Here is a 25057-nt window from a genome sequence, read left to right on the forward strand (position 1 = left end):
AGTCAGACTGCGAGTGATAAGATCCGTAGTCAAAAGGGAAACAGCCCAGACCGCCAGCTAAGGTCCCAAAGTGTGTATTAAGTGGAAAAGGATGTGGAGTTGCTTAGACAACTAGGATGTTGGCTTAGAAGCAGCCACCATTTAAAGAGTGCGTAATAGCTCACTAGTCGAGTGACTCTGCGCCGAAAATGTACCGGGGCTAAATACACCACCGAAGCTGCGGATTGATACCAATGGTATCAGTGGTAGGGGAGCGTTCTAAGGACAGTGAAGTCAGACCGGAAGGACTGGTGGAGTGCTTAGAAGTGAGAATGCCGGTATGAGTAGCGAAAGACGGGTGAGAATCCCGTCCACCGAATGCCTAAGGTTTCCTGAGGAAGGCTCGTCCGCTCAGGGTTAGTCAGGACCTAAGCCGAGGCCGACAGGCGTAGGCGATGGACAACAGGTTGATATTCCTGTACCACCTCTTTATCGTTTGAGCAATGGAGGGACGCAGAAGGATAGAAGAAGCGTGCGATTGGTTGTGCACGTCCAAGCAGTTAGGCTGATAAGTAGGCAAATCCGCTTATCGTAAAGGCTGAGCTGTGATGGGGAAGCTCCTTATGGAGCGAAGTCTTTGATTCCCCGCTGCCAAGAAAAGCTTCTAGCGAGATAAAAGGTGCCTGTACCGCAAACCGACACAGGTAGGCGAGGAGAGAATCCTAAGGTGTGCGAGAGAACTCTGGTTAAGGAACTCGGCAAAATGACCCCGTAACTTCGGGAGAAGGGGTGCTTTCTTAACGGAAAGCCGCAGTGAATAGGCCCAAGCGACTGTTTAGCAAAAACACAGCTCTCTGCGAAGCCGTAAGGCGAAGTATAGGGGGTGACACCTGCCCGGTGCTGGAAGGTTAAGGAGAGGGGTTAGCGTAAGCGAAGCTCTGAACTGAAGCCCCAGTAAACGGCGGCCGTAACTATAACGGTCCTAAGGTAGCGAAATTCCTTGTCGGGTAAGTTCCGACCCGCACGAAAGGTGTAACGATTTGGGCACTGTCTCAACCAGAGACTCGGTGAAATTATAGTACCTGTGAAGATGCAGGTTACCCGCGACAGGACGGAAAGACCCCGTGGAGCTTTACTGTAGCCTGATATTGAATTTTGGTACAGTTTGTACAGGATAGGCGGGAGCCATTGAAACCGGAGCGCTAGCTTCGGTGGAGGCGCTGGTGGGATACCGCCCTGACTGTATTGAAATTCTAACCTACGGGTCTTATCGACCCGGGAGACAGTGTCAGGTGGGCAGTTTGACTGGGGCGGTCGCCTCCTAAAGTGTAACGGAGGCGCCCAAAGGTTCCCTCAGAATGGTTGGAAATCATTCGTAGAGTGCAAAGGCATAAGGGAGCTTGACTGCGAGACCTACAAGTCGAGCAGGGACGAAAGTCGGGCTTAGTGATCCGGTGGTTCCGCATGGAAGGGCCATCGCTCAACGGATAAAAGCTACCCCGGGGATAACAGGCTTATCTCCCCCAAGAGTCCACATCGACGGGGAGGTTTGGCACCTCGATGTCGGCTCATCGCATCCTGGGGCTGTAGTCGGTCCCAAGGGTTGGGCTGTTCGCCCATTAAAGCGGTACGCGAGCTGGGTTCAGAACGTCGTGAGACAGTTCGGTCCCTATCCGTCGTGGGCGTAGGAAATTTGAGAGGAGCTGTCCTTAGTACGAGAGGACCGGGATGGACGCACCGCTGGTGTACCAGTTGTTCTGCCAAGGGCATAGCTGGGTAGCTATGTGCGGAAGGGATAAGTGCTGAAAGCATCTAAGCATGAAGCCCCCCTCAAGATGAGATTTCCCATAGCGTAAGCTAGTAAGATCCCTGAAAGATGATCAGGTTGATAGGTTCGAGGTGGAAGCATGGTGACATGTGGAGCTGACGAATACTAATAGATCGAGGACTTAACCATATAATATGTAGCAATGTTATCTAGTTTTGAAGGAATATGCCTTCATAGTTTGGTGATGATGGCAGAGAGGTCACACCCGTTCCCATACCGAACACGGAAGTTAAGCTCTCTAGCGCCGATGGTAGTTGGGACCTTGTCCCTGTGAGAGTAGGACGTCGCCAAGCAAGAACCTAAGTTATTTTGACTTAGGTTTTTTTGTGTTTATTTTTATTTACCGAATGCTATAATCCGTAAATTTAATAAAGCTACAGACGAAAAAAGAATGAAGTAGAGACTCTTTAAAATAATAGTAATGATTTTTTGTGTTTCTGATTTTCCTAATGTCGCTAAAGTAATACTTAAAATAGGACACATTATTTCTATCATAAGTATATATTTTAAATAATGAGATGCTATAAATAAATATTTAATAATTACAGAAATTACTGCAATAGAGAAAAATAAATAGGATAATAGCATAGTTCTTTCTTTAACAGTTATCCTCCTTAGAAATTAAATCGTTATAATAATACAAGAGTGTATATATTTTGATTAAAAACATACTGAAGTGCTATTTAAACGATAAATACATAAAATAGATCTCTAGAAATATATATTCTAATTCCCTTTTCTTCTTGTATATAGTTGCAATTCTTCTTTTGAATATAACTAAAACACGAACGTTATTAACTGCTAATAAAAAAACATTCGATTATTTATTGACATTGTTTATGAAATATTGTTAATATAGCCATAGAAACAATAATATAAGACCTCATATAATCGCGGGGATATGGCCTGCAAGTCTCTACCTAACGACCGTTATTCGTTAGACTATGAGGGAAAGTCACTCGGTATTTTTCTATTCACAAGGGATACGTATGCCTGAGTAGAGCGCTTTCTCTCATAGTAAAAGAGAAACTGTTCTATTTCAGGCTTTTTTTATTTGAATCGGGGGGATTCTAATATGAAATCACTAGTTGGAGTCATAATGGGAAGTACGTCAGACTGGGAAACAATGAAATATGCTTGTGACATTTTAGATGAATTAAATATACCGTATGAGAAAAAAGTTGTATCCGCTCATCGGACTCCGGATTATATGTTTGAATATGCAGAGACGGCTCGTGAACGTGGATTGAAAGTTATTATTGCTGGAGCTGGTGGAGCAGCACATTTACCAGGGATGGTTGCAGCGAAGACAAATCTTCCTGTAATTGGAGTTCCAGTTCAATCAAAAGCATTAAACGGCTTAGATTCATTATTATCCATCGCCCAAATGCCAGGAGGTGTTCCAGTTGCAACTGTTGCAATTGGTAAAGCCGGTTCAACGAATGCTGGATTACTTGCCGCACAAATACTTGGATCATTTCATGATGATATACATGATGCATTAGAATTGAGACGAGAAGCGATTGAAAAAGATGTGCGTGAAGGTAGTGAGCTAGTATGACGAGAATCATTTTACCTGGAAAAACAATCGGTATTATTGGAGGCGGCCAGCTAGGAAGAATGATGGCATTGGCAGCTAAGGAGATGGGATATAAAATTGCTGTTTTAGATCCTACAAAGCATTCGCCATGTGCACAAGTTGCTGATATTGAAATTGTTGCACCATATGATGATTTAAAAGCAATTCAGCATTTAGCAGAGATAAGTGATGTTGTCACATATGAATTTGAGAATATTGATTATAGATGTTTACAATGGCTTGAAAAACATGCGTACTTACCACAAGGTAGTCAGTTGTTAAATACAACACAAAATCGTTTTACAGACAAGAATGCGATTGAGAAGGCTGGGTTACCAGTAGCAACGTATAGATTAGTTCAAAATCAAGATCAGCTTACAGAAGCAATTGCTGGGTTATCATTCCCTTCCGTCTTAAAAACGACGACAGGTGGATATGATGGGAAAGGACAAGTTGTTTTAAGAAGTGAAGCTGATGTTGAGGCAGCAAGAAATCTTGTGGATAAAGCAGAATGTATTTTAGAGAAATGGGTGCCTTTTGAAAAAGAAGTATCAGTTATTGTGATTCGTAGTGTAAGTGGTGAAACAAAAGTGTTTCCAGTAGCAGAAAATATTCATGTAAATAACATTTTACATGAATCTATCGTTCCAGCTCGCATTACAGAAGAGCTTTCTCAAAAAGCAATTGCGTATGCAAAGGTACTTGCGGATGAATTAGAACTTGTGGGAACACTAGCTGTAGAGATGTTTGCTACAGATAATGGTGAGATTTATATTAATGAATTAGCGCCAAGACCTCACAATTCAGGACACTATACACAGGATGCATGTGAAACGAGTCAATTTGGTCAACATATTCGAGCAATCTGTAATTTACCTCTAGGAGAAACAAATTTGTTAAAACCAGTTGTCATGGTAAACATTTTAGGCGAACATATAGAAGGGGTCCTAAGACAAGTGAATAGATTAACCGGGTGCTATTTACACTTGTATGGAAAAGAAGAAGCAAAAGCACAGCGAAAAATGGGGCATGTTAATATTTTAAATGATAATATTGAAGTCGCTCTAGAAAAAGCGAAGAGTTTGCATATTTGGGACCATCAAGAACAACTGTTGGAGGGAAAAAGATGATTAGTCGTTATACACGCCCTGAAATGGGTGCGATTTGGACGGAAGAGAACAAATTTAAAGCGTGGTTAGAAGTTGAGATTTTAGCTTGTGAAGCATGGGCTGAGCTTGGCGATATTCCAAAAGAAGATGTTAAAAAAATTCGTGAACATGCATCATTTGATATTGATCGTATTTATGAAATTGAAAAAGAAACACGTCATGACGTAGTTGCATTCACTCGTGCTGTATCAGAAACGCCAGCATTAGGCGAAGAACGTAAATGGGTTCATTACGGTTTAACATCTACAGATGTAGTAGATACAGCATTATCTTACATCTTAAAACAAGCGAATGAAATTATATTAAAAGACTTAGAGAACTTTGTAAGCATTTTAGCTAACAAAGCGAAAGAGCATAAATACACAATCATGATGGGAAGAACACACGGTGTTCATGCAGAACCAACGACATTTGGTTTAAAACTTGGTCTTTGGTATGAAGAGATGAAACGTAACGTAGAGCGTTTCAAACAAGCTGCTGATACAGTTCGTGTTGGTAAACTATCTGGTGCGGTTGGTACATATGCAAATATCGATCCATTCGTAGAAAAATATGTTTGTGAAAATTTAGGATTAGAAGCAGCACCAATTTCAACACAAACATTGCAACGTGATCGTCACGCACACTACATGTCAACACTTGCACTAATTGCAACATCTATCGAAAAGATGGCAGTTGAGATTCGTGGTTTACAAAAGAGTGAAACACGTGAAGTTGAAGAAGCTTTCGCAAAAGGTCAAAAGGGTTCTTCTGCAATGCCACATAAACGTAATCCAATTGGTTCTGAAAATATGACTGGTTTAGCTCGTGTTATCCGCGGTTATATGATGACAGCTTACGAAAATGTTCCATTATGGCATGAGCGTGACATTTCTCACTCTTCGGCAGAACGCGTAATTTTACCAGATGCTACAATCGCATTAAATTACATGTTAAATCGCTTTGGTAATATTGTTAAAAACTTAACTGTATACCCAGAGAATATGAAACGTAATATGACAAGAACATACGGCTTAATTTATTCTCAGCGCGTAATGCTTACACTAATCGACAAAGGTATGGTACGTGAAGAAGCTTATGATATCGTACAGCCTAAAGCGATGGAAGCTTGGGAAACACAAGTACAATTTAAAGAGCTTGTAGAAGCTGATGAGCGTATTACAAGCAAGTTAACACAAGAAGAAATTAATGAATGCTTCAACTATGAGCATCATATGCAACACGTTGATACAATCTTTGAACGCCTTGGATTAAACGAAGCGTAAAATTTCATATGGCACAGAATAGAGTCATTCTGTGCCATTCTTTATAAAAATATTATTCACATTTTTCAAACTACAGGGGGCTTGCGAAATGCAAAAGCTAGAATTGCTGTATGAAGGTAAGGCAAAAAGAATTTATCGTACAGAATCAGCAGATATGGTTTGGGTAGAGTACAAAGATAGTGCGACTGCTTTCAATGGGGAGAAAAAAGAGACGATTACAGGAAAAGGTCGTTTGAACAATGAAATTACAACTTTATTGTTCAGAAAGTTACAAGAAGTGGGAATTAAAACACATTTTGTTGAGAAGTTATCTGAGACAGAACAACTTGTTAAAAAAGTGAGTATTATTCCTTTAGAAGTTGTCACAAGAAATGTAATTGCAGGAAGTCTTTCAAAACGATTAGGAATGGAAGAGGGAACTGTACTTGCAGAACCAATCGTAGAATTTTACTTCAAAGATGATGATTTAGGAGATCCGCTTGTAACGGAAGATCATATTCGTGTATTAAACGTTGCATCGCCAGAGCAAGTAAGTGTATTACGAGATATGGCTCTACAAATCAATCAAGTGTTGATTGATCATTTCGCAAGCTGTCGTGTAAGATTAGTAGATTTCAAATTAGAGTTTGGTGTAACGGAAGAAGGAGAAATCATTTTAGCGGATGAAATTTCACCAGATACTTGCCGTTTATGGGATGAAACGAGCAATGAAAAGTTTGATAAAGACGTATTCCGTCGTGATCTTGGAAATTTAACAGATGCTTATGAAGAGATTTTAAAACGTTTAGGGGGAATTTCACATGTATAAAGTTAAGGTATATGTAACATTAAGAGAAAGCGTATTAGATCCACAAGGAACAGCAGTAAAAGGAGCACTTCATAGTCTTTCATTCACAGAAGTACAAGACGTTCGAATCGGAAAGTACATGGAACTAACAATTGATAAATCTGTATCTGATTTAGATAGCAAGGTAAAAGAAATGTGTGAAAAACTATTAGCGAACGTTGTAATGGAAGACTTCCGTTATGAAGTTGAGGAGGTTGTCGCACAGTGAAATTTGCCGTAATAGTATTTCCGGGTTCGAACTGTGATGTCGATATGTTCCATGCAATTAAAGATGAGCTTGGCGAAGAAGTAGATTACGTTTGGCACGATACAGAGAATTTAGATGAATATGATGCAATTCTACTACCAGGTGGATTTTCTTATGGTGACTACTTACGCTGCGGTGCTATCTCTCGCTTTGCTAATGCAATGAAAGCAGTGCAAAAAGCTGCTGAGCAAGGAAAGCCGATTTTAGGTGTATGTAATGGATTCCAGATTCTTGTTGAATCAGGATTACTACCAGGAGCATTAATAAGAAACGAAAACTTAAAATTTATGTGTCGCACTGTTCAGTTACGTGTTGAAAATAATGAAACGATGTTTACATCACAATATGAAAAAGATGAAATAATTAATATTCCAATCGCGCATGGTGAGGGGAATTACTATTGTGATGAAGCGACTCTTAAACAATTAGAAGAGAACAATCAAATCGCATTCCGTTACGTAGAAAACCCTAACGGTAGCGTTTCAGATATTGCTGGTATTGTAAATGAAAAAGGAAATGTACTTGGTATGATGCCGCACCCAGAGCGTGCTGTAGATGAATTACTTGGCGGTGCTGAAGGGTTAAAAGTCTTTCAATCTATCTTAAAACAGTGGAGGGAAACATATGTCGTTAATGCTTGAACCAAATCCAACACAAATTAAAGAAGAGCGTATATATGCGGAAATGGGGTTAACAGACGAAGAGTTTGCCATGGTTGAAAAGATTTTAGGTCGTCTGCCAAATTATACAGAAACAGGGTTATTCTCTGTAATGTGGTCTGAACATTGTAGTTATAAAAATTCAAAACCAGTGCTTCGAAAATTCCCAACAACAGGTGAGCGTGTTCTACAAGGGCCTGGGGAAGGTGCTGGAATTGTAGATATTGGTGATAATCAAGCAGTTGTATTTAAAATGGAAAGTCATAACCATCCTTCAGCTATTGAACCATATCAAGGAGCTGCAACAGGTGTTGGTGGTATTATTCGTGACGTATTCTCTATGGGAGCACGTCCGGTAGCTCTATTAAACTCACTTCGTTTCGGTGAATTACAGTCACCACGTGTGAAATATTTATTCGAAGAAGTAGTAGCAGGAATTGCAGGATACGGTAACTGCATCGGTATTCCGACTGTTGGCGGCGAAGTACAATTTGATCCATGTTATGAAGGAAATCCACTTGTAAATGCAATGTGCGTAGGTTTGATTAACCACGAAGACATTAAAAAAGGGCAAGCACATGGTGCTGGTAACACAGTAATGTACGTAGGAGCATCAACTGGTCGTGACGGTATTCACGGTGCAACATTCGCGTCAGAAGAACTATCTGAAAGCTCAGAAGCGAAACGTCCAGCGGTTCAAGTAGGGGATCCATTTATGGAAAAACTTCTTATTGAAGCGTGTTTAGAATTAATTCAATCTGATGCACTTGTTGGAATTCAAGATATGGGTGCGGCTGGTTTAACATCATCATCTGCAGAAATGGCAAGTAAAGCAGGAATGGGTATTGAAATGTACTTAGATGATGTACCACAGCGTGAAACAGGAATGACACCATATGAAATGATGCTATCTGAATCACAAGAGCGTATGTTAATTGTCGTGAAAAAAGGTAGAGAACAAGAAATAGTAGATTTATTTGAGAAGTATGGTCTTGCAGCGGTTACGATGGGGAAAGTAACAGAAGATAAAATGCTTCGTTTATTCCATAAAGGTGAAAAGGTAGCTGAAGTTCCAGCAGATGCTTTAGCAGAAGAAGCACCAATTTATCATAAGCCATCAAAAGAAGCAGCATACTTTGCTGAATTCCAAGCAATGAAAATGGAAACGCCAAAAGTAGAAAATTATAAAGAAACGTTATTCGCTTTATTACAGCAACCAACAATTGCAAGTAAAGAGTGGGTATACGATCAATACGATTACCAAGTTCGCACAAGCACAGTTGTTACGCCAGGTTCAGATGCTGCAGTTGTACGTGTACGCGGTACAGAAAAAGGATTAGCAATGACGACAGATTGTAACTCTCGCTACATTTATCTAGACCCAGAGATGGGCGGTAAAATTGCAGTAGCAGAGGCAGCGCGTAATATCGTATGTTCTGGCGGAGAGCCACTTGCAATTACAGATTGCTTAAACTTCGGTAACCCAGAAAAACCAGAAATCTTCTGGCAAATTGAGAAATCAGTAGACGGTATGAGTGAAGCTTGTCGCACATTACAAACACCAGTTATCGGCGGAAACGTATCGATGTATAACGAGCGTAGTGGTGAAGCTGTATATCCAACACCAACTGTTGGGATGGTCGGACTTGTGCATGACTTAAAACATGTAACAACACAAGAGTTTAAGCAAGCTGGTGATTTAGTGTATGTAATTGGTGAGACGAAAGCTGAGTTTGGCGGAAGTGAATTACAGAAAATGATTCACGGCAAAATTTTCGGTCAATCACCAAGTATCGATTTAGATGTAGAATTAAAACGCCAAAAACAAGTATTAGAAGCAATTCAAGCTGGTCTTGTTCAATCTGCACATGATGTTGCTGAAGGTGGTTTAGCAGTTGCGATTTCAGAAAGTGCAATTGGTGCTAAAGGCTTAGGTGCTACTGTGAAATTAGATGGAGAAGCAACAGCTGCATTATTCGCTGAATCACAGTCTCGCTTCGTGATAACTGTAAAACGTGAAAATAAAGAGGCGTTTGAAAAAGTGGTAGAAGCAATCCAAGTTGGAGAAGTAACAAGTACAAATGAAGTAACAATTCATAATGAAGAAAATGAAGTATTACTTACAGCAAATGTAGATGAAATGAGAAAGGCTTGGAAAGGGGCAATCCCATGCTTGCTGAAATAAAGGGGTTAAACGAAGAATGTGGCGTTTTCGGAATTTGGGGGCATGAAAATGCAGCACAAGTTTCATACTACGGATTGCACAGTTTACAGCACCGTGGGCAAGAAGGCGCAGGCATTGTCGTAAATAATGGGGAAAAAATCGTCGGTCACAAGGGGTTAGGTTTAATATCAGAAGTGTTTTCAAGAGGTGAGCTAGAAGGATTAAATGGAAAATCAGCAATCGGACATGTACGATATGCAACAGCTGGTGGAAGTGAAGTTGCTAACGTTCAACCATTGTTGTTCCGTTTTTCCGATCATAGTATGGCGTTAGCTCATAACGGAAATTTAATTAACGCAAAAATGCTTCGTCGTGAATTAGAAGCAGAGGGCAGTATTTTTCAAACTAGTTCAGATACAGAAGTACTTTTACATCTTATTAAACGTAGTACGAAAGATTCTTTAATTGAAAGTGTAAAAGAAGCTTTAAACAAAGTGAAAGGTGCGTTTGCGTATCTTTTACTAACTGGAAATGAAATGATCGTTGCATTAGATCCGAATGGGTTCCGTCCGCTTTCAATTGGAAAGATGGGGGATGCTTACGTTGTAGCATCTGAAACATGTGCTTTTGATGTAGTAGGTGCAACATACATTCGTGATGTAGAACCGGGTGAATTACTTATCATTAATGATGAAGGAATTCACGTAGATCGTTTCACAAACGATGTAGAACATGCAATTTGTAGTATGGAATACATTTACTTTGCACGACCAGATTCTAATATTGCAGGCGTTAACGTTCATGCAGCACGTAAGAATATGGGGAAACGTTTAGCGGCAGAAGCTCCTATTGAAGCAGATGTTGTTACTGGTGTACCAGACTCTAGTATTTCAGCTGCGATTGGCTATGCGGAGGCGACAGGTATTCCATATGAGTTAGGATTAATTAAAAATCGTTACGTTGGACGTACGTTTATTCAACCTTCTCAAGAACTGCGCGAGCAAGGGGTTAAGATGAAACTTTCCGCAGTAAGAGGTGTAGTTGAAGGGAAACGAGTTGTTATGATTGATGACTCTATCGTAAGAGGAACGACAAGTAAACGAATTGTTCGTATGCTTCGTGAAGCTGGAGCGACAGAAGTTCACGTAAGAATTGCTTCACCACCTCTGAAATATCCATGTTTCTATGGCATTGATATTCAAACGAGAAAAGAATTAATTGCAGCAAATCATACAGTAGAAGAAATCCGTGAAATGATCGGAGCAGATTCTTTAACATTTTTAAGCGAAGATGGATTAGTAGATGCAATTGGACGTCCATATGAAGGGAAATATGGTGGCCTATGCATGGCTTACTTTAATGGGGACTATCCAACAGCTCTTTATGATTATGAGCAAGAGCTTTTAGAAAGTATGAAATAAGAAAAGTGAAACAAGCTTCTACTTCTTTTGATGTAGAAGCTAGCTCCTTTCTTAAAATAGCCCGCCCTGGATGGGGAGAAATTAAAAGACGAGGTGTAAATAACGATGGCGAATGCATATAAGCAAGCAGGAGTAGATATTGAAGCTGGATATGAAGCGGTATCTCGCATGAAAAAACACGTACAAACAACTATGAGAAAAGAAGTACTAGGCGGTTTAGGCGGTTTTGGAGGTATGTTTGATCTATCAAAATTTGCATTAGAAGAACCTGTATTAGTATCTGGAACAGATGGCGTGGGAACGAAATTGATGCTCGCTTTTATGGCAGATAAACATGACACAATTGGTATTGATGCAGTAGCAATGTGTGTAAATGATATTGTTGTCCAAGGAGCAGAGCCGCTTTTCTTCCTTGATTATATTGCTTGTGGTAAAGCTGAACCTAGTAAAATTGAAAACATCGTCAAAGGTATATCAGAGGGCTGTCGCCAAGCTGGTTGTGCATTAATCGGTGGAGAAACAGCTGAAATGCCAGGAATGTATTCTACGGAAGAATATGATTTAGCTGGTTTTACAGTTGGGATTGTTGATAAAAAGAAAATTGTAACAGGTGAAAAGATTGAAGCTGGTCACGTGCTAATTGGCTTAGCATCTAGCGGTATTCATAGCAATGGTTACTCTTTAGTACGAAAAGTGTTACTAGAAGATGGGGAACTATCTTTAGAGCGTATTTATGGCCGCTTAGAACTACCTCTTGGTGAAGAATTATTAAAACCAACGAAAATTTATGTCAAACCTATTTTAGAACTATTGAAGAAACATGAAGTATACGGTATGGCGCATATTACAGGTGGTGGATTTATTGAAAATATTCCACGCATGTTGCCAGAAGGAATCGGTGCCGAGATTGAACTAGGATCTTGGGAAATTCAGCCGATCTTTAGTTTGCTTCAAGAAGTTGGAAAACTGGAAGAAAAAGAAATGTTCAATATTTTTAACATGGGTATTGGTATGGTAGTAGCAGTGAAGGAAGAAGATGCAAAAGATGTTGTTCGTCTTCTTGAAGAGCAAGGAGAAATGGCTCGTATTATTGGACGTACTATACAAGGAGCTGGCGTTACTTTTAATGGGGGCACAGCACTATGAGTAGATTAGCAGTTTTTGCTTCTGGAAGCGGATCTAACTTTCAATCTCTCGTTAATGCGGTAGAAGAAAAAAGATTGGATGCAGAAATTAGTTTATTAGTATGTGATAAACCAGAAGCACGCGCTGTTGGACGGGCAAATTATCATCATATTCCGTGTTTTGCTTTTTCAGCGAAAGCATATGAGTCAAAAGAAGCATTTGAAAAAGAGATATTAAAGAAGCTAGAAGAATATGAAATTGATTATGTTATTTTAGCTGGATATATGCGGTTAATCGGGCCGACGTTACTAGAAGCATACGGCGGGAAGATTATTAATATTCATCCATCATTACTACCGAGCTTTCCGGGTAAAGATGCTGTCGGTCAAGCGTTAGAAGCAGGTGTGAAAGTAACTGGAGTAACAATTCATTATGTAGATGCAGGTATGGATACAGGGCCAATTATTGCGCAAGAAGCAGTGGTTGTTTCTGAAGGGGATACGAGAGAAAGTTTACAAAAGAAAATTCAACAAGTTGAACATAAATTATACGTAAATACAGTGAATCAAATTGTTCAGTCTGTGAAAGAATCAACTGTTAACTAACATACAACCAGGGGTGAAGGATAAATGAAAAAGCGTGCATTAGTAAGTGTTTCAGATAAAACAGGAGTAGTAGAATTTGTTAAAGGGTTACTAGAACAAGGGATTGAAGTTATTTCAACAGGTGGTACGAAAAAGTTATTAGAAGAAAACGGTTTACAAGTAATTGGTATTTCTGAAGTAACTGGTTTCCCTGAAATTATGGATGGCCGTGTGAAAACGTTACATCCAAATATTCATGGTGGTCTATTAGCAGTTCGTGATAATGAAACACATGTAACACAAATGAATGAATTAGGTATGGAGCCAATTGACTTTGTTGTTGTTAACTTATACCCATTTAAAGAAACAATCGCTAAGCCTGATGTAACATTTGCTGATGCAATTGAAAATATTGATATCGGTGGCCCGACAATGATTCGCTCTGCTGCGAAAAATCATAAATTCGTATCTGTAATTGTAGATCCAGTAGATTATGATATTGTGTTAGCAGAACTGAAAGAGAACGGTGAAGTAGCAGAGGAAACAAAACGTAAACTAGCAGCGAAAGTATTCCGTCATACAGCAGCGTATGATGCGTTAATTTCTAACTACTTAACAGAGCAAATGGGTGAAGAAAGTCCAGAAACATTAACTGTGACATTTGAGAAAAAGCAAGACTTACGTTATGGCGAGAACCCACATCAAAAGGCAACTTTCTATAAAGCGCCATTCGCAGCAACTTCTTCTGTTGCATACGCAGAACAATTACACGGTAAAGAATTATCGTATAACAATATTAATGATGCAGACGCAGCACTTAGCATCGTAAAAGAATTTACAGAACCAGCAGTAGTAGCAGTAAAACATATGAATCCATGTGGTGTTGGAGTAGGAACTGATATTCACGAAGCATATACTCGCGCTTATGAAGCAGATCCAGTATCAATTTTCGGCGGTATTATTGCAGCAAATCGTGAAATTGATAAAGCTACAGCAGAAAAGTTACATGAAATTTTCTTAGAAATTGTTATCGCACCTTCGTTCTCGCAAGAAGCTTTAGAAGTGTTACAAAGTAAGAAGAACTTACGTTTATTAACTATAAATATTGAAAAAGCGACAAGTGCAAGCAAAAAACTAACTTCTGTACAAGGTGGACTTCTCGTTCAAGAAGAAGATACGTTATCATTAGATGAAAGTACAATTTCAATTCCAACGAAACGTGAACCTTCAGAGCAAGAATGGAAAGATTTAAAATTAGCTTGGAAAGTTGTAAAACATGTGAAATCAAACGCAATTGTTTTAGCGAAAGATGACATGACAATTGGCGTCGGTGCGGGACAGATGAACCGTGTAGGTTCTGCAAAAATCGCAATTACACAAGCTGGTGAAAAAGCACAAGGTAGCGCACTTGCATCTGATGCTTTCTTCCCAATGCCAGATACATTAGAAGAAGCAGCAAAAGCAGGAATTACAGCAATCATTCAACCAGGCGGATCAATCCGTGATGAAGATTCTATTAAAGTGGCAGATACTTATGGGATTGCTATGGTGTTCACTGGCGTACGTCATTTCAAACACTAATAGAGGATGTTTAAAAAGTCCGGTTAAGATAACCTTCGCATGTCGTCGTTGCATCGCTAGTGCGGTACTCATGTAGGAAAGCTACACTCCGTGTCCTCCTGGCAAATGCGCCTAGACCTGCTCGGTTCTCTTAATCCTCCTTTTTAAACCTTTATTGATATGGATGTTTAAAAAGTCCGGTCGAGATAACCTTTTATTGATATGAAAAAGCAAACTAGGAGCATAGCTTCTAGTTTGTACTTATTTAATTATTGGGGGATGAAATATGAATGTTTTAGTAATTGGCCGCGGTGGGCGTGAGCATGCTTTAGCTTGGAAGTTTGCACAATCTGAAAAAGTAGAAAAGGTATATGTAGCACCAGGTAATGAAGGTATGAGAGATGTTGCAACACCAGTTGATATTGATGAAAATGATTTTGATGCATTAGTTTTATTTGCAAAAGAGAATAATGTTGAGTTAACTTTCGTTGGACCAGAAATTCCGCTTATGAATGGAATTGTTGATCGTTTTAAAGAAGAGGGACTTCGCGTATTTGGTCCGAATAAAGCGGCTGCTGTTATTGAAGGTAGTAAAGCTTTTACAAAAGAGCTTATGAAAAAGTATGATATTCCAACTGCGGCGTACGAAACTTTTACAGATTATGAAGAAGCAGTACAGTACATTCAAAAAGTTGGTGCACCAATCGTTATTAAAGCTGACGGCCTAGCTGCGGGTAAAGGGGTAACGGTAGCAATGACGCTTGAAGAGGCATTACAAGCTGTGAAAGAAATGCTACAAGATGTGAAATTCGGCGCGGCAAGTAAGAAGGTCGTTATTGAAGAGTTTTTAGATGGACAAGAATTTTCATTAATGGCATTCGTGAATGGAACAACTGTACATCCAATGGTAATCGCCCAAGATCATAAAAGAGCTTTTGATGGTGATAAAGGTCCAAATACGGGCGGAATGGGTGCATATTCTCCAGTACCACAAATTCCAGAATCAGCAGTTCAAGAAGCGATTCAAACCGTATTACATCCAACTGCTAAGGCGATGATTGCAGAAAACCGTTCGTTTACAGGTATTTTATACGCAGGTCTTATTTTAACAAATGATGGTCCGAAGGTAATTGAATTTAATGCACGCTTCGGTGATCCTGAAACAGAAGTTGTATTACCTCGCTTAGAAAATGATTTAGTTGACGTATGTAACGCTGTATTAGATGAAAGTGAACTAACGTTCCAATGGTCAGAAGAAGCTGTAATCGGTGTTGTACTTGCTTCTAAAGGATATCCAGAAGCATATAAAAAAGGTGATATTATTAGTGGACTAGATGCACTGCAAGATGTGATTGTTTTCCATGCAGGTACAGCAATGAAACATGGGGACTTTGTAACGAACGGTGGCCGTGTATTATTTGTTGCTTGTAAGGCAAATAGTTTACAAGAAGCAAAAGATAAAGTATATAAAGAAATCGGTAAAATTGAGAGTGATGGTCTATTTTATCGAAGTGATATAGGATATCGTGCAATTGGGCATGAGATGACGAAAAGTTAATATGTAAAAATCCCGCTGAGGAATCAGCGGGATTTTTTATGCATCTTTATCTTTTTTTAATTTCCCTTTTTGCTTTGCCATTTCTCGAAGTAAATACTCGATGTGTGCATTGACGCTACGAAATTCATCATTTGCCCATTTTTCGATGACTGCGTGTAATTCAGGATCAATACGTAATGGAAAGCTTTTCTTTTTAGCCATAATTACTTATAGCCCTTAGTATAGGCTTCCTGTATTAATAACTGGCTGCGCACCTTTATCTGAAACGATGGCAACTAATAAGTTGTTTACCATATTTGCTTTACGCTCGTCATCGAGTTCTAGTACGCCTTCTTCATCTAACATATGGATGGAATCTTTCGCCATCTTCACAGCACCTTCAACAATTTCTTTTCTAGCAGCTAATACTGCTTTTGCTTGCTGGCGTTGTAGCATTGCATGGGCAATTTCTGTTGCGTAAGCTAAGTGCGTTAAACGAGTTTCTAATACTTCTACACCAGCAATTTCAAGACGCGCCTCCAACTCACGTTTTAATTCTTCAGAGATTTCTTCAGTATTTCCGCGTAACGTAACGCAGGTTTCATCTTGGAAATTGTCATAAGGATATTTTGTTGCAACATGGCGGATTGCCGTTTCGCTTTGAATTTCTACAAATCGATCATAATGTTCAACACCAAACATTGCTTTTGCAGAATCAACAACTTTATATACGATAACAGCTGCAATTTCAATTGGATTTCCATCAACGTCATTTACTTTTAATTTTTTACTGTTAAAGTTTTCAACACGTAAAGATACAGTTTGACGGAATGCGAACGGAATCGTTAAAAATAAACCGTTTTGACGAATTGTTCCTAAATAATTACCGAAGAACGTAATAACCTTTGCTTGATTCGGTTGAACAATACCGATACCTGTAGCGAGAACTGCGGCTAATATAATAGTTAGTGCCGCTCCTATGAAAATTTCTTGTGCAAGGAAAAATACACCGATAGCAGCTAAAATCAAAATTCCAATAATACCGAGAAAACCATTTACATAAAATACTTGTTTTTCTTTCATATGATCGCCTCCTGATATAAAAATGATATCACTTTTATATCATTTTAAGCAAGAGGTATGCATCTAATTTTCTGAATTTTATTGGTTGATATCTTTTATATACATTTTAAGGTTCAAAAAGAGAATATACGTTCTGTTTTATGGTAAAATAAAGAAGACTTAACCGCCCACTGCAGCAGCTAAGTCCCTTTGAGAGCATCTTACATCGTGACAAATGATTCAAAGCGGTTTTGCCAGGATTATATCTTCAATCGCTGACTCAATCTCTTTGTCAGAAGCGTCATAACTTCCTTTTGACTCTGGCTTGTCATGAGTGGAAGTTTGATTCACTTCTTCTTTAGCATGTCCTTTTTCAGCAAAATTCATGCTAGGCATTTTAAATGCCCCCATGTTCATGTATTTTCCGAATTTCCACATTTCAACAACAGGGCAGAAACGAACAATTCCTTCTGCAACTTTCATTGCACCAATCCATAGAAAAATGTTAGACCAAGTGCACCACGGCTTGCGTACAAGTTTAGTTGCACTACATCCGAAGAGGACGAGCCCAAGTGTAATTCGAATTAGAGCGTTTATTGTCCCGATATTTTGCTTCATTAGAAAAACACTCCTTTTTATGAAAGTTGAAATAGATAATACTATTTCTTTTATTAGTATCCCGTTTGATTTTTGGGATATGTAATCCAACATTTGACGTGGAAAAAGATGTTGGAATGTGCGTGTGTGTAAGTAACTTTTTTTGTTATAATGAAAGAATGCATAAAAGGAACTTCAAAATTAAATCCTCTAGTTTAAAAAATATGGAAGAGGTAATTCCAAACTTAATTCTCCGTTTTAAACAAATATTTAAGATGAAGTTAAAACAATAATGATGAAAATAAACTGTTATTTTGAACAGAAATATATATAACTAGAGAAAAGGAAGGGTGTTTTCATGTACGATATTTCCGGATGGAAACATGTATTTAAGCTTGATCCAAATAAGGAGTTAAGCGATGAACATTTAGAAATGATTTGTGAGTCTGGAACTGATGCGGTTATTGTAGGCGGAAGTGATGGAGTTACAATTGATAACGTATTACACATGCTAGTTAGCATTCGTAGATATGCAGTTCCTTGTGTATTAGAGGTTTCTGATGTAGAAGCAATTACACCAGGATTTGATTTTTATTACATCCCAAGTGTTTTAAATAGCCGAAAAGTAGAATGGGTAACAGGTGTTCATCATGAGGCATTGAAAGAATTTGGGGATATTATGGACTGGGACGAAATTTTTATGGAAGGGTATTGTGTTTTAAATCCAGAAGCGAAAGTAGCCCAGCTTACAGAAGCGAAATGTGATGTAACAGAAGATGACGTTATTGCATATGCTCGTTTAGCAGACAAGCTATTACGTTTACCGATATTTTATTTAGAATATAGCGGTACGTATGGAGATGTTGAACTTGTTAAAAATGTAAAAGCAGAATTGAAACAAGCTAAGTTATATTATGGCGGTGGTATTTCTAATGCAGAACAGGCGAAAGAAATGGCACAATATGCTGATACAGTAGTTGTTGGAAATATTATTTATGATGATATAAAATCGGCGTTAAAAACAGTTAAAGCAGTAAAAGGAGAGTAGGTGCAGGCGTATATGAGTATGACAGATAAGTTATTAAACGGTTTAAATCCACAGCAACAAAAAGCAGTACAAACAACGAATGGACCACTTCTATTAATGGCAGGTGCAGGTAGTGGTAAGACACGTGTGTTAACACATCGTATTGCGTATTTACTTGGTGAAAAAGGTGTAGCACCATGGAATGTACTAGCTATTACCTTCACAAATAAAGCAGCTCGTGAAATGCGTGAGCGTATTGATACACTTGTGGGACCAGAAGCAGAAGATATTTGGATTTCGACGTTCCACTCTATGTGTGTACGTATTTTACGACGGGATATCGATCGTATTGGTATTAATCGTAACTTTACAATCTTAGATTCAGGCGATCAGCTAACTGTAGTCAAAAAAATTATGAAAGAGCGCAATATTGATCCGAAGAAATTTGAGCCGCGCTCTATTTTAGCGGGTATTAGTAATGCGAAAAATGAACTGTTATCTGCGGATAAATATGCAAAAAAAATTACAATGGCTGATCCATATGAAAAATTAACGAGCGATGTATACACAGAGTATCAAAAACGTCTTTTGAAAAATAATTCATTAGACTTTGATGATTTAATTATGACCACGATTCAGTTATTTGAACGTGTTCCAGAAGTATTAGAGTTTTATCAGCGTAAGTTCCAATATATTCACGTTGATGAGTATCAAGATACGAACAAAGCGCAATATCTTCTTGTTAAACATTTGGCAGCGCGTTTTAAAAATCTTTGCGTTGTAGGTGACTCTGACCAGTCTATTTATCGCTGGCGTGGTGCAGATATTTCTAACATTTTGTCGTTCGAAAAAGACTATGAGAATGCACAAGTAATTTTGTTAGAACAAAACTATCGTTCGTCACAAAATATTTTAAATGCAGCGAATGCTGTTATTGAAAAAAATACGAATCGTAAGCCGAAGAAATTATGGACAGACAATCAAGTTGGAAGTAAAATCTCGTATTATCGTGCTGCAACTGAAAAGGACGAAGCGTATTTTGTTGCGAAAAAAATTCGTGACGATATTCAAATGGGGAAACGAAAATATACTGATTTTGCAGTGTTATATCGTACGAATGCTCAGTCTCGTATGGTCGAGGAGATTTTCCTTAAATCTAACATTCCGTACAAAATTGTCGGAGGTACGAAGTTCTACGATCGTAAAGAGATTAAAGATATTTTGGCGTACTTACGTTTAATCGGTAATCCAGATGATGAAATTAGTTTTGCACGTATTATTAACATGCCAAAGCGTGGTATTGGTGCGACTTCTATCGATAAAATTATTAATTACGGTGTGCAAAACGGAATTTCATTAACTGCTGTATTTGATGAAATTGAGCATGTTGGAGTAAGTGCAAAAATTACAAAGGCAGTAAAAGAATTTGCGAATTTATTAAATAACTGGGTAAATATGCAAGAGTATTTATCTGTTACAGAATTAGTAGAAGAAGTTATTGAAAAAACAGGCTATCGCGATATGTTGAAAAATGAACGTTCTTTAGAAGCGGAAGGTCGTTTAGAAAACTTAGACGAGTTCTTATCTGTTACGCAAACATTTGAATCTCAAAGCGAAGATAAGAGCCTTGTTGCATTCTTAACAGATTTAGCACTTGTTGCTGATATTGATCGTGTAGATGAAGACCCAACTGCTGGTGAAGAAGTTATTTTAATGACGATGCACTCAGCGAAAGGATTAGAGTTCCCGGTTGTCTTTATTGTTGGCTTAGAGGAGGGGATATTCCCTCATACTCGTTCTCTTATGGAAGAGGATGAAATGCAAGAAGAACGTCGTCTTGCTTATGTAGGTATTACCCGTGCAGAAGAAGAGCTATATTTATCTAACGCGCAAATGCGTACTTTATTTGGTAGAACAAGTATGAACGCTGCGTCTCGATTCATTACAGAAATCCCGACAGAACTAGTGGAATCATTAAATGAAACAGCGCCAAAGCGTGAAACATCGTTTGGTGCAAAAGGCAGAACGGCAAGTAGCGGCAAAACGACAATCACAACGACAACACGCTCTCGTTCAGCTTTCGCGCGCCCTGCAGCTAAGACGACAGGCGGCGAACAAATTGGCTGGGCAGTAGGAGATAAAGCTTCCCACCAAAAATGGGGAGTCGGTACAGTTGTAAGTGTAAAAGGTGAAGGTGATGCAAAAGAATTAGATATTGCATTCCCAAGCCCAATTGGTGTTAAACGTTTGTTAGCAAAATTTGCACCTGTGACGAAACAATAGAAAGGAATGAGGATATGTCAAAAGAGATAGCAAAAAAACGTATAGAAGAACTGCGTGATTTATTAAATACATTTAACTATCAATATCACGTATTAGACAATCCTTCTGTTTCTGATGCGGAATATGACCGTAATATGCAGGAGCTTATAAAATTAGAAGCAGAGAACCCAGAGTTTATGAGTGAAGATTCTCCCTCCGTTCGCGTTGGGGGGACTGTTCTTGATATATTTGAAAAAGTAACACATAAGTCACCAATGTTAAGTTTAGGAAATGCATTTAACGAAGGAGATTTACGTGATTTCGACAGAAGAGTACGTCAAGGAATTGATGGTGCGAATGTAAGATATATATGTGAATTAAAAATTGACGGGCTTGCCGTTTCGCTTCATTATGAAAAAGGACGCTTCATTCAAGGGGCGACACGTGGTGATGGTGTAACGGGTGAAGATATTACTCAAAATTTAAAAACGATTAAAGCTATCCCACTTCGTTTAAATGAAGAAGTAACGTTAGAAGCACGAGGCGAAGCTTATATGCCGAAGCGTTCATTCGTTAAACTAAATGAAGAAAAAGAGCAAAATGGAGAAGATGTATTTGCGAATCCGCGTAATGCAGCAGCAGGTTCAATACGTCAACTTGATCCGAAAATTGCAGCGAAGCGTAACTTATCTATGTTTGTGTATGGTCTTGCGAATGTAGAAGAAAAAACAATTCCATCACATAGTGAATCGCTTGATTTCTTAGGTGAACTTGGATTTAAGACAAATCCAAATCGCCGTACATGTGAAACAATTGAAGAAGTTATAGCTTATGTAGAAGAATGGCAAGAAAAACGTCCGCATCTTGATTATGAGATTGATGGAATCGTTATAAAAGTAGATGATGTTGCCCTTCAAGAAAGTCTAGGAACTACAGCGAAGAGTCCAAGATGGGCGATTGCTTATAAATTCCCGGCTGAAGAAGTTGTAACGAGATTAACAGGCATTGAATTAAGTGTTGGCCGAACAGGAGTTGTAACACCGACTGCAGAACTAGAGCCAGTGAGAGTTGCTGGTACGATTGTTCGTCGTGCTTCTTTACATAACGAGGATTTAATTCGTGAAAAAGACATTCGAATTGGTGACTACGTTGTTGTGAAGAAGGCTGGAGATATTATTCCTGAAGTTGTGAACGTTATTTTTGATAAGCGTACTGGTGAGGAAGAAGAATACCGCATGCCAACTCATTGTCCAGCATGTGAGAGTGAACTTGTTCGTTTAGAAGAAGAAGTAGCACTTCGTTGTATAAATCCAACTTGTCCTGCTCAAATTCGAGAAGGGTTAATCCATTTCGTTTCAAGAAATGCAATGAATATTGATGGACTTGGAGAACGTGTCATTACACAACTCTTTGATGCTGATTACATTCGTACATTTGCTGATTTATATGCATTGACGAAAGAGCAATTATTACAGTTAGAACGTTTTGGTGAAAAATCAGCAACAAACTTAATACAAGCAATTGAAAATTCTAAAGAAAACTCGTTAGAGCGATTATTATTTGGTCTTGGAATTCGCCACGTTGGAGCGAAAGCAGCACGTACATTTGCAGAGCACTTTGAAACGATGGATGAGCTTGTAAAAGCAACGGAAGAAGAACTAAAAGCAATTAATGAAATTGGCGAAAAAATGGCTCAATCTGTTGTGACATATTTTGATAATGAAGATGTATTAGAGTTATTACAGCAGTTTAAAGAGTATGGCGTGAATATGACATACAAAGGTATAAAAATTGCAGATTTACAAAATGTTGAATCTTACTTCGCAGGAAAAACGGTTGTTTTAACAGGTAAGCTAGAAGTTATGGGGCGAAGTGAAGCGAAGAAGAAGATTGAGGCATTAGGTGGAAAAGTAACGGGAAGTGTTAGTAAGAGTACGGATTTAGTTGTTGCAGGTGAAGCGGCTGGTTCGAAATTAGCACAAGCGGAGAAACATAATGTTGAGGTTTGGAATGAAGAGAGGTTCTTACAAGAGCTAAATAAGTAAGAGGTGCAAACTTACCATGAAAAAAATAGCATTAGCGGTATTAAGCCTTGGCCTACTTGTAAGTGGGTGTAGTGCAGGTGCCGACAAAGATGAAAAAGTGGCTGAGAAATCGGGGAAAGCAAAAGAACAATCAGTTGTTCCAAAATACGCTATTTCGGATGAATATTATAAGACGACTATTCCATTTGATGGTGGAAATGCACGTGGTTTAGTGGTGCAAGGGTTAAATAGTCGTCTTGATATAGATGAATTTGAAACAGGGTTAATGCGAATTGCAAAAGAATCATTTAGTACGAAAGATAATTTTTTAAAAGGCGGAAAAGCTCTAGATACTCAAACTATACAGATGCTTGTTAAAAGAAAACGTACAGATGCTGAACAAAAGGAACTAGAGGACAAATTAAAAAAAGATGCAGTTAAATTTCCTAATATAGGATTAAACCCTGCATTAGGAACAGGATCCGAATCACTAGAAGTGAAAAATAAAAAAAATCCAATATATATTTCAAATATTTTAGAGCATGATTATTATGTGAAAAAAGGCGATAACGGCGAGGAACGCGTTGGTATGGTAGTTGGATTAGCAATGAATTCTGTTCAATATTTTAACGAAGAGCATGGTTATCCACGTGAAGCTGCAATCCCGGATGAAAAGATGTTAGCTGAAGGGAAAAAAATGGCGCAAGAAATTTTGAAAGTCATACATCAAAAAGAACCTGAAACCAAAAATATTCCAATAACATTTGCGATTTATCGCCAAGCTCCAAAGTCTTCGCTCGTGCCAGGTAACTTTGTTTCTTATGCAAATGCCGAAAAAGGTAGTGAAACGGTTGAAGATTGGCAACAAATTAATGAAAAATATTATTTGTTCCCATCAGAGCAAGCGAAAACAGATAATAAACGTGAAGACCTTGCAAGAGTATCCAACTTTAAGGCAAAACTAAGCGATTATTTCCAAGGCGACTATACAGCTGTTATTGGTACTGGTATGTATAGAGATGATGAATTAAGAGAAATGAAGCTTGATATTCCTGTCCAGTTTAATGGAAAAGCTGAAATAGTTGGTTTTACACAATATGTGGCAGGGCTTGTTATGGAATACTTCCCGAATTATATGAAAGTACAAGTAACGATTAAATCTGTAGAACGCCCAGAAGCTATTATTATACGTGAAGCAAAACAAGATGAACCACTTGTGAAGATTTTAGATTAAATATGAAGGCTGTTCCTCTATGGAACAGCTTTTTTTCTTATGTAATTTTGTTATAATTTAAAATGTTGTAAAAAATAGGGGTAAGGGGTAAATCTCATGGAAGAATTAAGTTTTCAAGTCATTATTTTATTAATTGCATTCGGTTTTTTAGCAGCTTTTATTGATTCCGTTGTTGGAGGAGGAGGGTTAATTTCGCTTCCTGCGCTTATGTTTGTTGGCTTATCGCCAGCTTCGGCAATTGCAACGAATAAATTAGCGGCAACAATGGGGACGTTTACGAGTGCGATGTATTTTATTCGATCAGGAAAAGTTGATTTTAAAATTGTAGGAAAGTTAATCCCGTTAACTATTGTTGGAGCTGTTGCAGGTGCTTTAGTAGTAAAATTTATTCCACCGGATATTTTACGCCCATTAGTACTTGTAATGTTGGTATTTATTGCTATTTATATTATTGCAAAAAAGAATTGGGGAAGTGTGTCTACCTATAAGAAGATGACGCAAAGAAAAACATTAATATTTTTCTTTGCTATTTTAATGATAGGATTTTATGATGGATTTTTTGGACCAGGGACAGGGTCGTTTTTAATTTTTGCATTTTTATTAATTGGCTTGGATTTTATTCAAGCGGCAGCATCTGGAAAACTTTTGAACTTTGTTAGTAATATTGTATCTTTAATTACTTTTTTATTTTTAGATATAATTCATTTTGAATACGGTATTATCATGGGATTATCAATGATCTTAGGTGCTTATTTTGGATCGAAGTTTGCGGTTCAAAAAGGTGTTGGATATGTAAGAACTTTATTTTTATTAGTTACTATATTATTGATCGGGAAAAATGTTTTGGAATATACTCATATTTTGTAGATTCATACGCATGTATGAAT

21 protein-coding genes, 2 rRNA genes and 1 riboswitch (1 of these 24 cut by a window edge) are annotated in these 25057 nt (G+C 38.3%); of the genes, 19 read left to right on the plus strand and 4 right to left on the minus strand.

Going from position 1 to position 25057, the window contains the following annotated elements; genetic code table 11:
* Window positions 1-1936, plus strand: a 23S ribosomal RNA gene (locus tag AC3WVZ_RS28355); it begins 986 nt to the left of the window's first position.
* A gap of 48 nt (window positions 1937-1984) precedes the next feature.
* Window positions 1985-2100 (plus strand): 5S ribosomal RNA (gene rrf, locus AC3WVZ_RS28360).
* 43 nt (window positions 2101-2143) lie between these two features.
* Here the strand turns inward: rrf and AC3WVZ_RS28365 are convergent.
* The gene (locus AC3WVZ_RS28365; protein WP_233935751.1) at window positions 2144-2395 is read right to left on the minus strand and encodes a hypothetical protein; all 252 of its coding nucleotides are present in this window, start codon (window positions 2393-2395) and stop codon (window positions 2144-2146) included.
* Window positions 2396-2670: 275 nt separating this feature from the next.
* Window positions 2671-2772, plus strand: a riboswitch (purine riboswitch).
* Between the two features lie 110 nt (window positions 2773-2882).
* On the opposite strand from AC3WVZ_RS28365, the gene purE reads away from it, so the two are divergent.
* From purE to purD, 12 genes are all read left to right on the plus strand, one after another.
* Complete coding sequence (purE, locus tag AC3WVZ_RS28370; RefSeq protein WP_000839365.1) at window positions 2883-3368, plus strand: 5-(carboxyamino)imidazole ribonucleotide mutase; 486 nt, start codon at window positions 2883-2885, stop codon at window positions 3366-3368.
* On the plus strand, window positions 3365-4516 hold the full coding sequence (gene purK / locus AC3WVZ_RS28375) for a 5-(carboxyamino)imidazole ribonucleotide synthase (protein ID WP_233935753.1): 1152 nt from the start codon (window positions 3365-3367) through the stop codon (window positions 4514-4516). Before purE ends, purK begins: the two co-directional genes overlap by 4 nt.
* Window positions 4513-5820 carry an adenylosuccinate lyase gene (purB, locus tag AC3WVZ_RS28380; protein ID WP_000625682.1) on the plus strand — a complete coding sequence of 436 codons (1308 nt, stop codon included), beginning with the start codon at window positions 4513-4515 and terminating at the stop codon, window positions 5818-5820. The genes purK and purB overlap by 4 nt, the downstream gene beginning before the upstream one ends.
* A gap of 88 nt (window positions 5821-5908) precedes the next feature.
* Window positions 5909-6628, plus strand: a complete 720-nt coding sequence (gene purC, locus AC3WVZ_RS28385) for a phosphoribosylaminoimidazolesuccinocarboxamide synthase (RefSeq protein WP_001170544.1) — start codon at window positions 5909-5911, stop codon at window positions 6626-6628.
* Complete coding sequence (gene purS, locus AC3WVZ_RS28390) at window positions 6621-6875, plus strand: phosphoribosylformylglycinamidine synthase subunit PurS (protein ID WP_000278823.1); 255 nt, start codon at window positions 6621-6623, stop codon at window positions 6873-6875. The genes purC and purS overlap by 8 nt, the downstream gene beginning before the upstream one ends.
* The gene (purQ, locus tag AC3WVZ_RS28395; RefSeq protein ID WP_000666774.1) at window positions 6872-7555 is read left to right on the plus strand and encodes a phosphoribosylformylglycinamidine synthase subunit PurQ; all 684 of its coding nucleotides are present in this window, start codon (window positions 6872-6874) and stop codon (window positions 7553-7555) included. Before purS ends, purQ begins: the two co-directional genes overlap by 4 nt.
* The gene (gene purL, locus AC3WVZ_RS28400; RefSeq protein ID WP_000055564.1) at window positions 7539-9758 is read left to right on the plus strand and encodes a phosphoribosylformylglycinamidine synthase II; all 2220 of its coding nucleotides are present in this window, start codon (window positions 7539-7541) and stop codon (window positions 9756-9758) included. Before purQ ends, purL begins: the two co-directional genes overlap by 17 nt.
* Window positions 9743-11158, plus strand: coding sequence for an amidophosphoribosyltransferase (purF, locus tag AC3WVZ_RS28405; protein WP_000879025.1), 1416 nt, complete (start codon window positions 9743-9745; stop codon window positions 11156-11158). Before purL ends, purF begins: the two co-directional genes overlap by 16 nt.
* A 105-nt stretch (window positions 11159-11263) precedes the next feature.
* A complete protein-coding gene (gene purM / locus AC3WVZ_RS28410; protein ID WP_001262439.1) occupies window positions 11264-12304 on the plus strand; it encodes a phosphoribosylformylglycinamidine cyclo-ligase in 1041 nt (346 codons plus the stop codon).
* Entirely contained in the window at window positions 12301-12888 is a 588-nt protein-coding gene (purN, locus tag AC3WVZ_RS28415) for a phosphoribosylglycinamide formyltransferase (protein WP_000088589.1), read from the plus strand. Before purM ends, purN begins: the two co-directional genes overlap by 4 nt.
* A 24-nt stretch (window positions 12889-12912) precedes the next feature.
* Complete coding sequence (gene purH / locus AC3WVZ_RS28420; protein WP_000745439.1) at window positions 12913-14448, plus strand: bifunctional phosphoribosylaminoimidazolecarboxamide formyltransferase/IMP cyclohydrolase; 1536 nt, start codon at window positions 12913-12915, stop codon at window positions 14446-14448.
* Window positions 14449-14713: 265 nt separating this feature from the next.
* Window positions 14714-15985, plus strand: coding sequence for a phosphoribosylamine--glycine ligase (gene purD, locus AC3WVZ_RS28425; protein ID WP_065211609.1), 1272 nt, complete (start codon window positions 14714-14716; stop codon window positions 15983-15985).
* Between the two features lie 36 nt (window positions 15986-16021).
* Here the strand turns inward: purD and AC3WVZ_RS28430 are convergent, their stop codons facing one another.
* From AC3WVZ_RS28430 to AC3WVZ_RS28440, 3 genes are all read right to left on the minus strand, one after another.
* The gene (locus AC3WVZ_RS28430; protein WP_001085171.1) at window positions 16022-16186 is read right to left on the minus strand and encodes a type II toxin-antitoxin system antitoxin; all 165 of its coding nucleotides are present in this window, start codon (window positions 16184-16186) and stop codon (window positions 16022-16024) included.
* Between the two features lie 15 nt (window positions 16187-16201).
* A complete protein-coding gene (locus AC3WVZ_RS28435; RefSeq protein ID WP_000660669.1) occupies window positions 16202-17047 on the minus strand; it encodes an SPFH domain-containing protein in 846 nt (281 codons plus the stop codon).
* Between the two features lie 219 nt (window positions 17048-17266).
* The gene (locus AC3WVZ_RS28440; protein WP_000812345.1) at window positions 17267-17644 is read right to left on the minus strand and encodes a YgaP family membrane protein; all 378 of its coding nucleotides are present in this window, start codon (window positions 17642-17644) and stop codon (window positions 17267-17269) included.
* 337 nt (window positions 17645-17981) lie between these two features.
* Here AC3WVZ_RS28440 and pcrB point away from each other — a divergent pair, with 337 nt between their 5' ends.
* The 5 genes from pcrB to AC3WVZ_RS28465 all read left to right on the plus strand — a co-directional run bounded on the left by pcrB (window position 17982) and on the right by AC3WVZ_RS28465 (window position 25037).
* Complete coding sequence (gene pcrB / locus AC3WVZ_RS28445) at window positions 17982-18671, plus strand: heptaprenylglyceryl phosphate synthase (RefSeq protein ID WP_000272103.1); 690 nt, start codon at window positions 17982-17984, stop codon at window positions 18669-18671.
* 12 nt (window positions 18672-18683) lie between these two features.
* Window positions 18684-20933 carry a DNA helicase PcrA gene (gene pcrA / locus AC3WVZ_RS28450; protein ID WP_033695235.1) on the plus strand — a complete coding sequence of 750 codons (2250 nt, stop codon included), beginning with the start codon at window positions 18684-18686 and terminating at the stop codon, window positions 20931-20933.
* A 14-nt stretch (window positions 20934-20947) separates the two neighbouring features.
* Complete coding sequence (gene ligA, locus AC3WVZ_RS28455; protein WP_000031450.1) at window positions 20948-22957, plus strand: NAD-dependent DNA ligase LigA; 2010 nt, start codon at window positions 20948-20950, stop codon at window positions 22955-22957.
* 16 nt (window positions 22958-22973) lie between these two features.
* Window positions 22974-24170, plus strand: a complete 1197-nt coding sequence (locus tag AC3WVZ_RS28460; RefSeq protein WP_000717030.1) for a CamS family sex pheromone protein — start codon at window positions 22974-22976, stop codon at window positions 24168-24170.
* Window positions 24171-24266: 96 nt separating this feature from the next.
* A complete protein-coding gene (locus tag AC3WVZ_RS28465; RefSeq protein ID WP_000391974.1) occupies window positions 24267-25037 on the plus strand; it encodes a TSUP family transporter in 771 nt (256 codons plus the stop codon).
* Window positions 25038-25057 lie beyond the last annotated feature (20 nt).

The organism is Bacillus sp. CPT56D-587-MTF, from assembly GCF_058792335.1.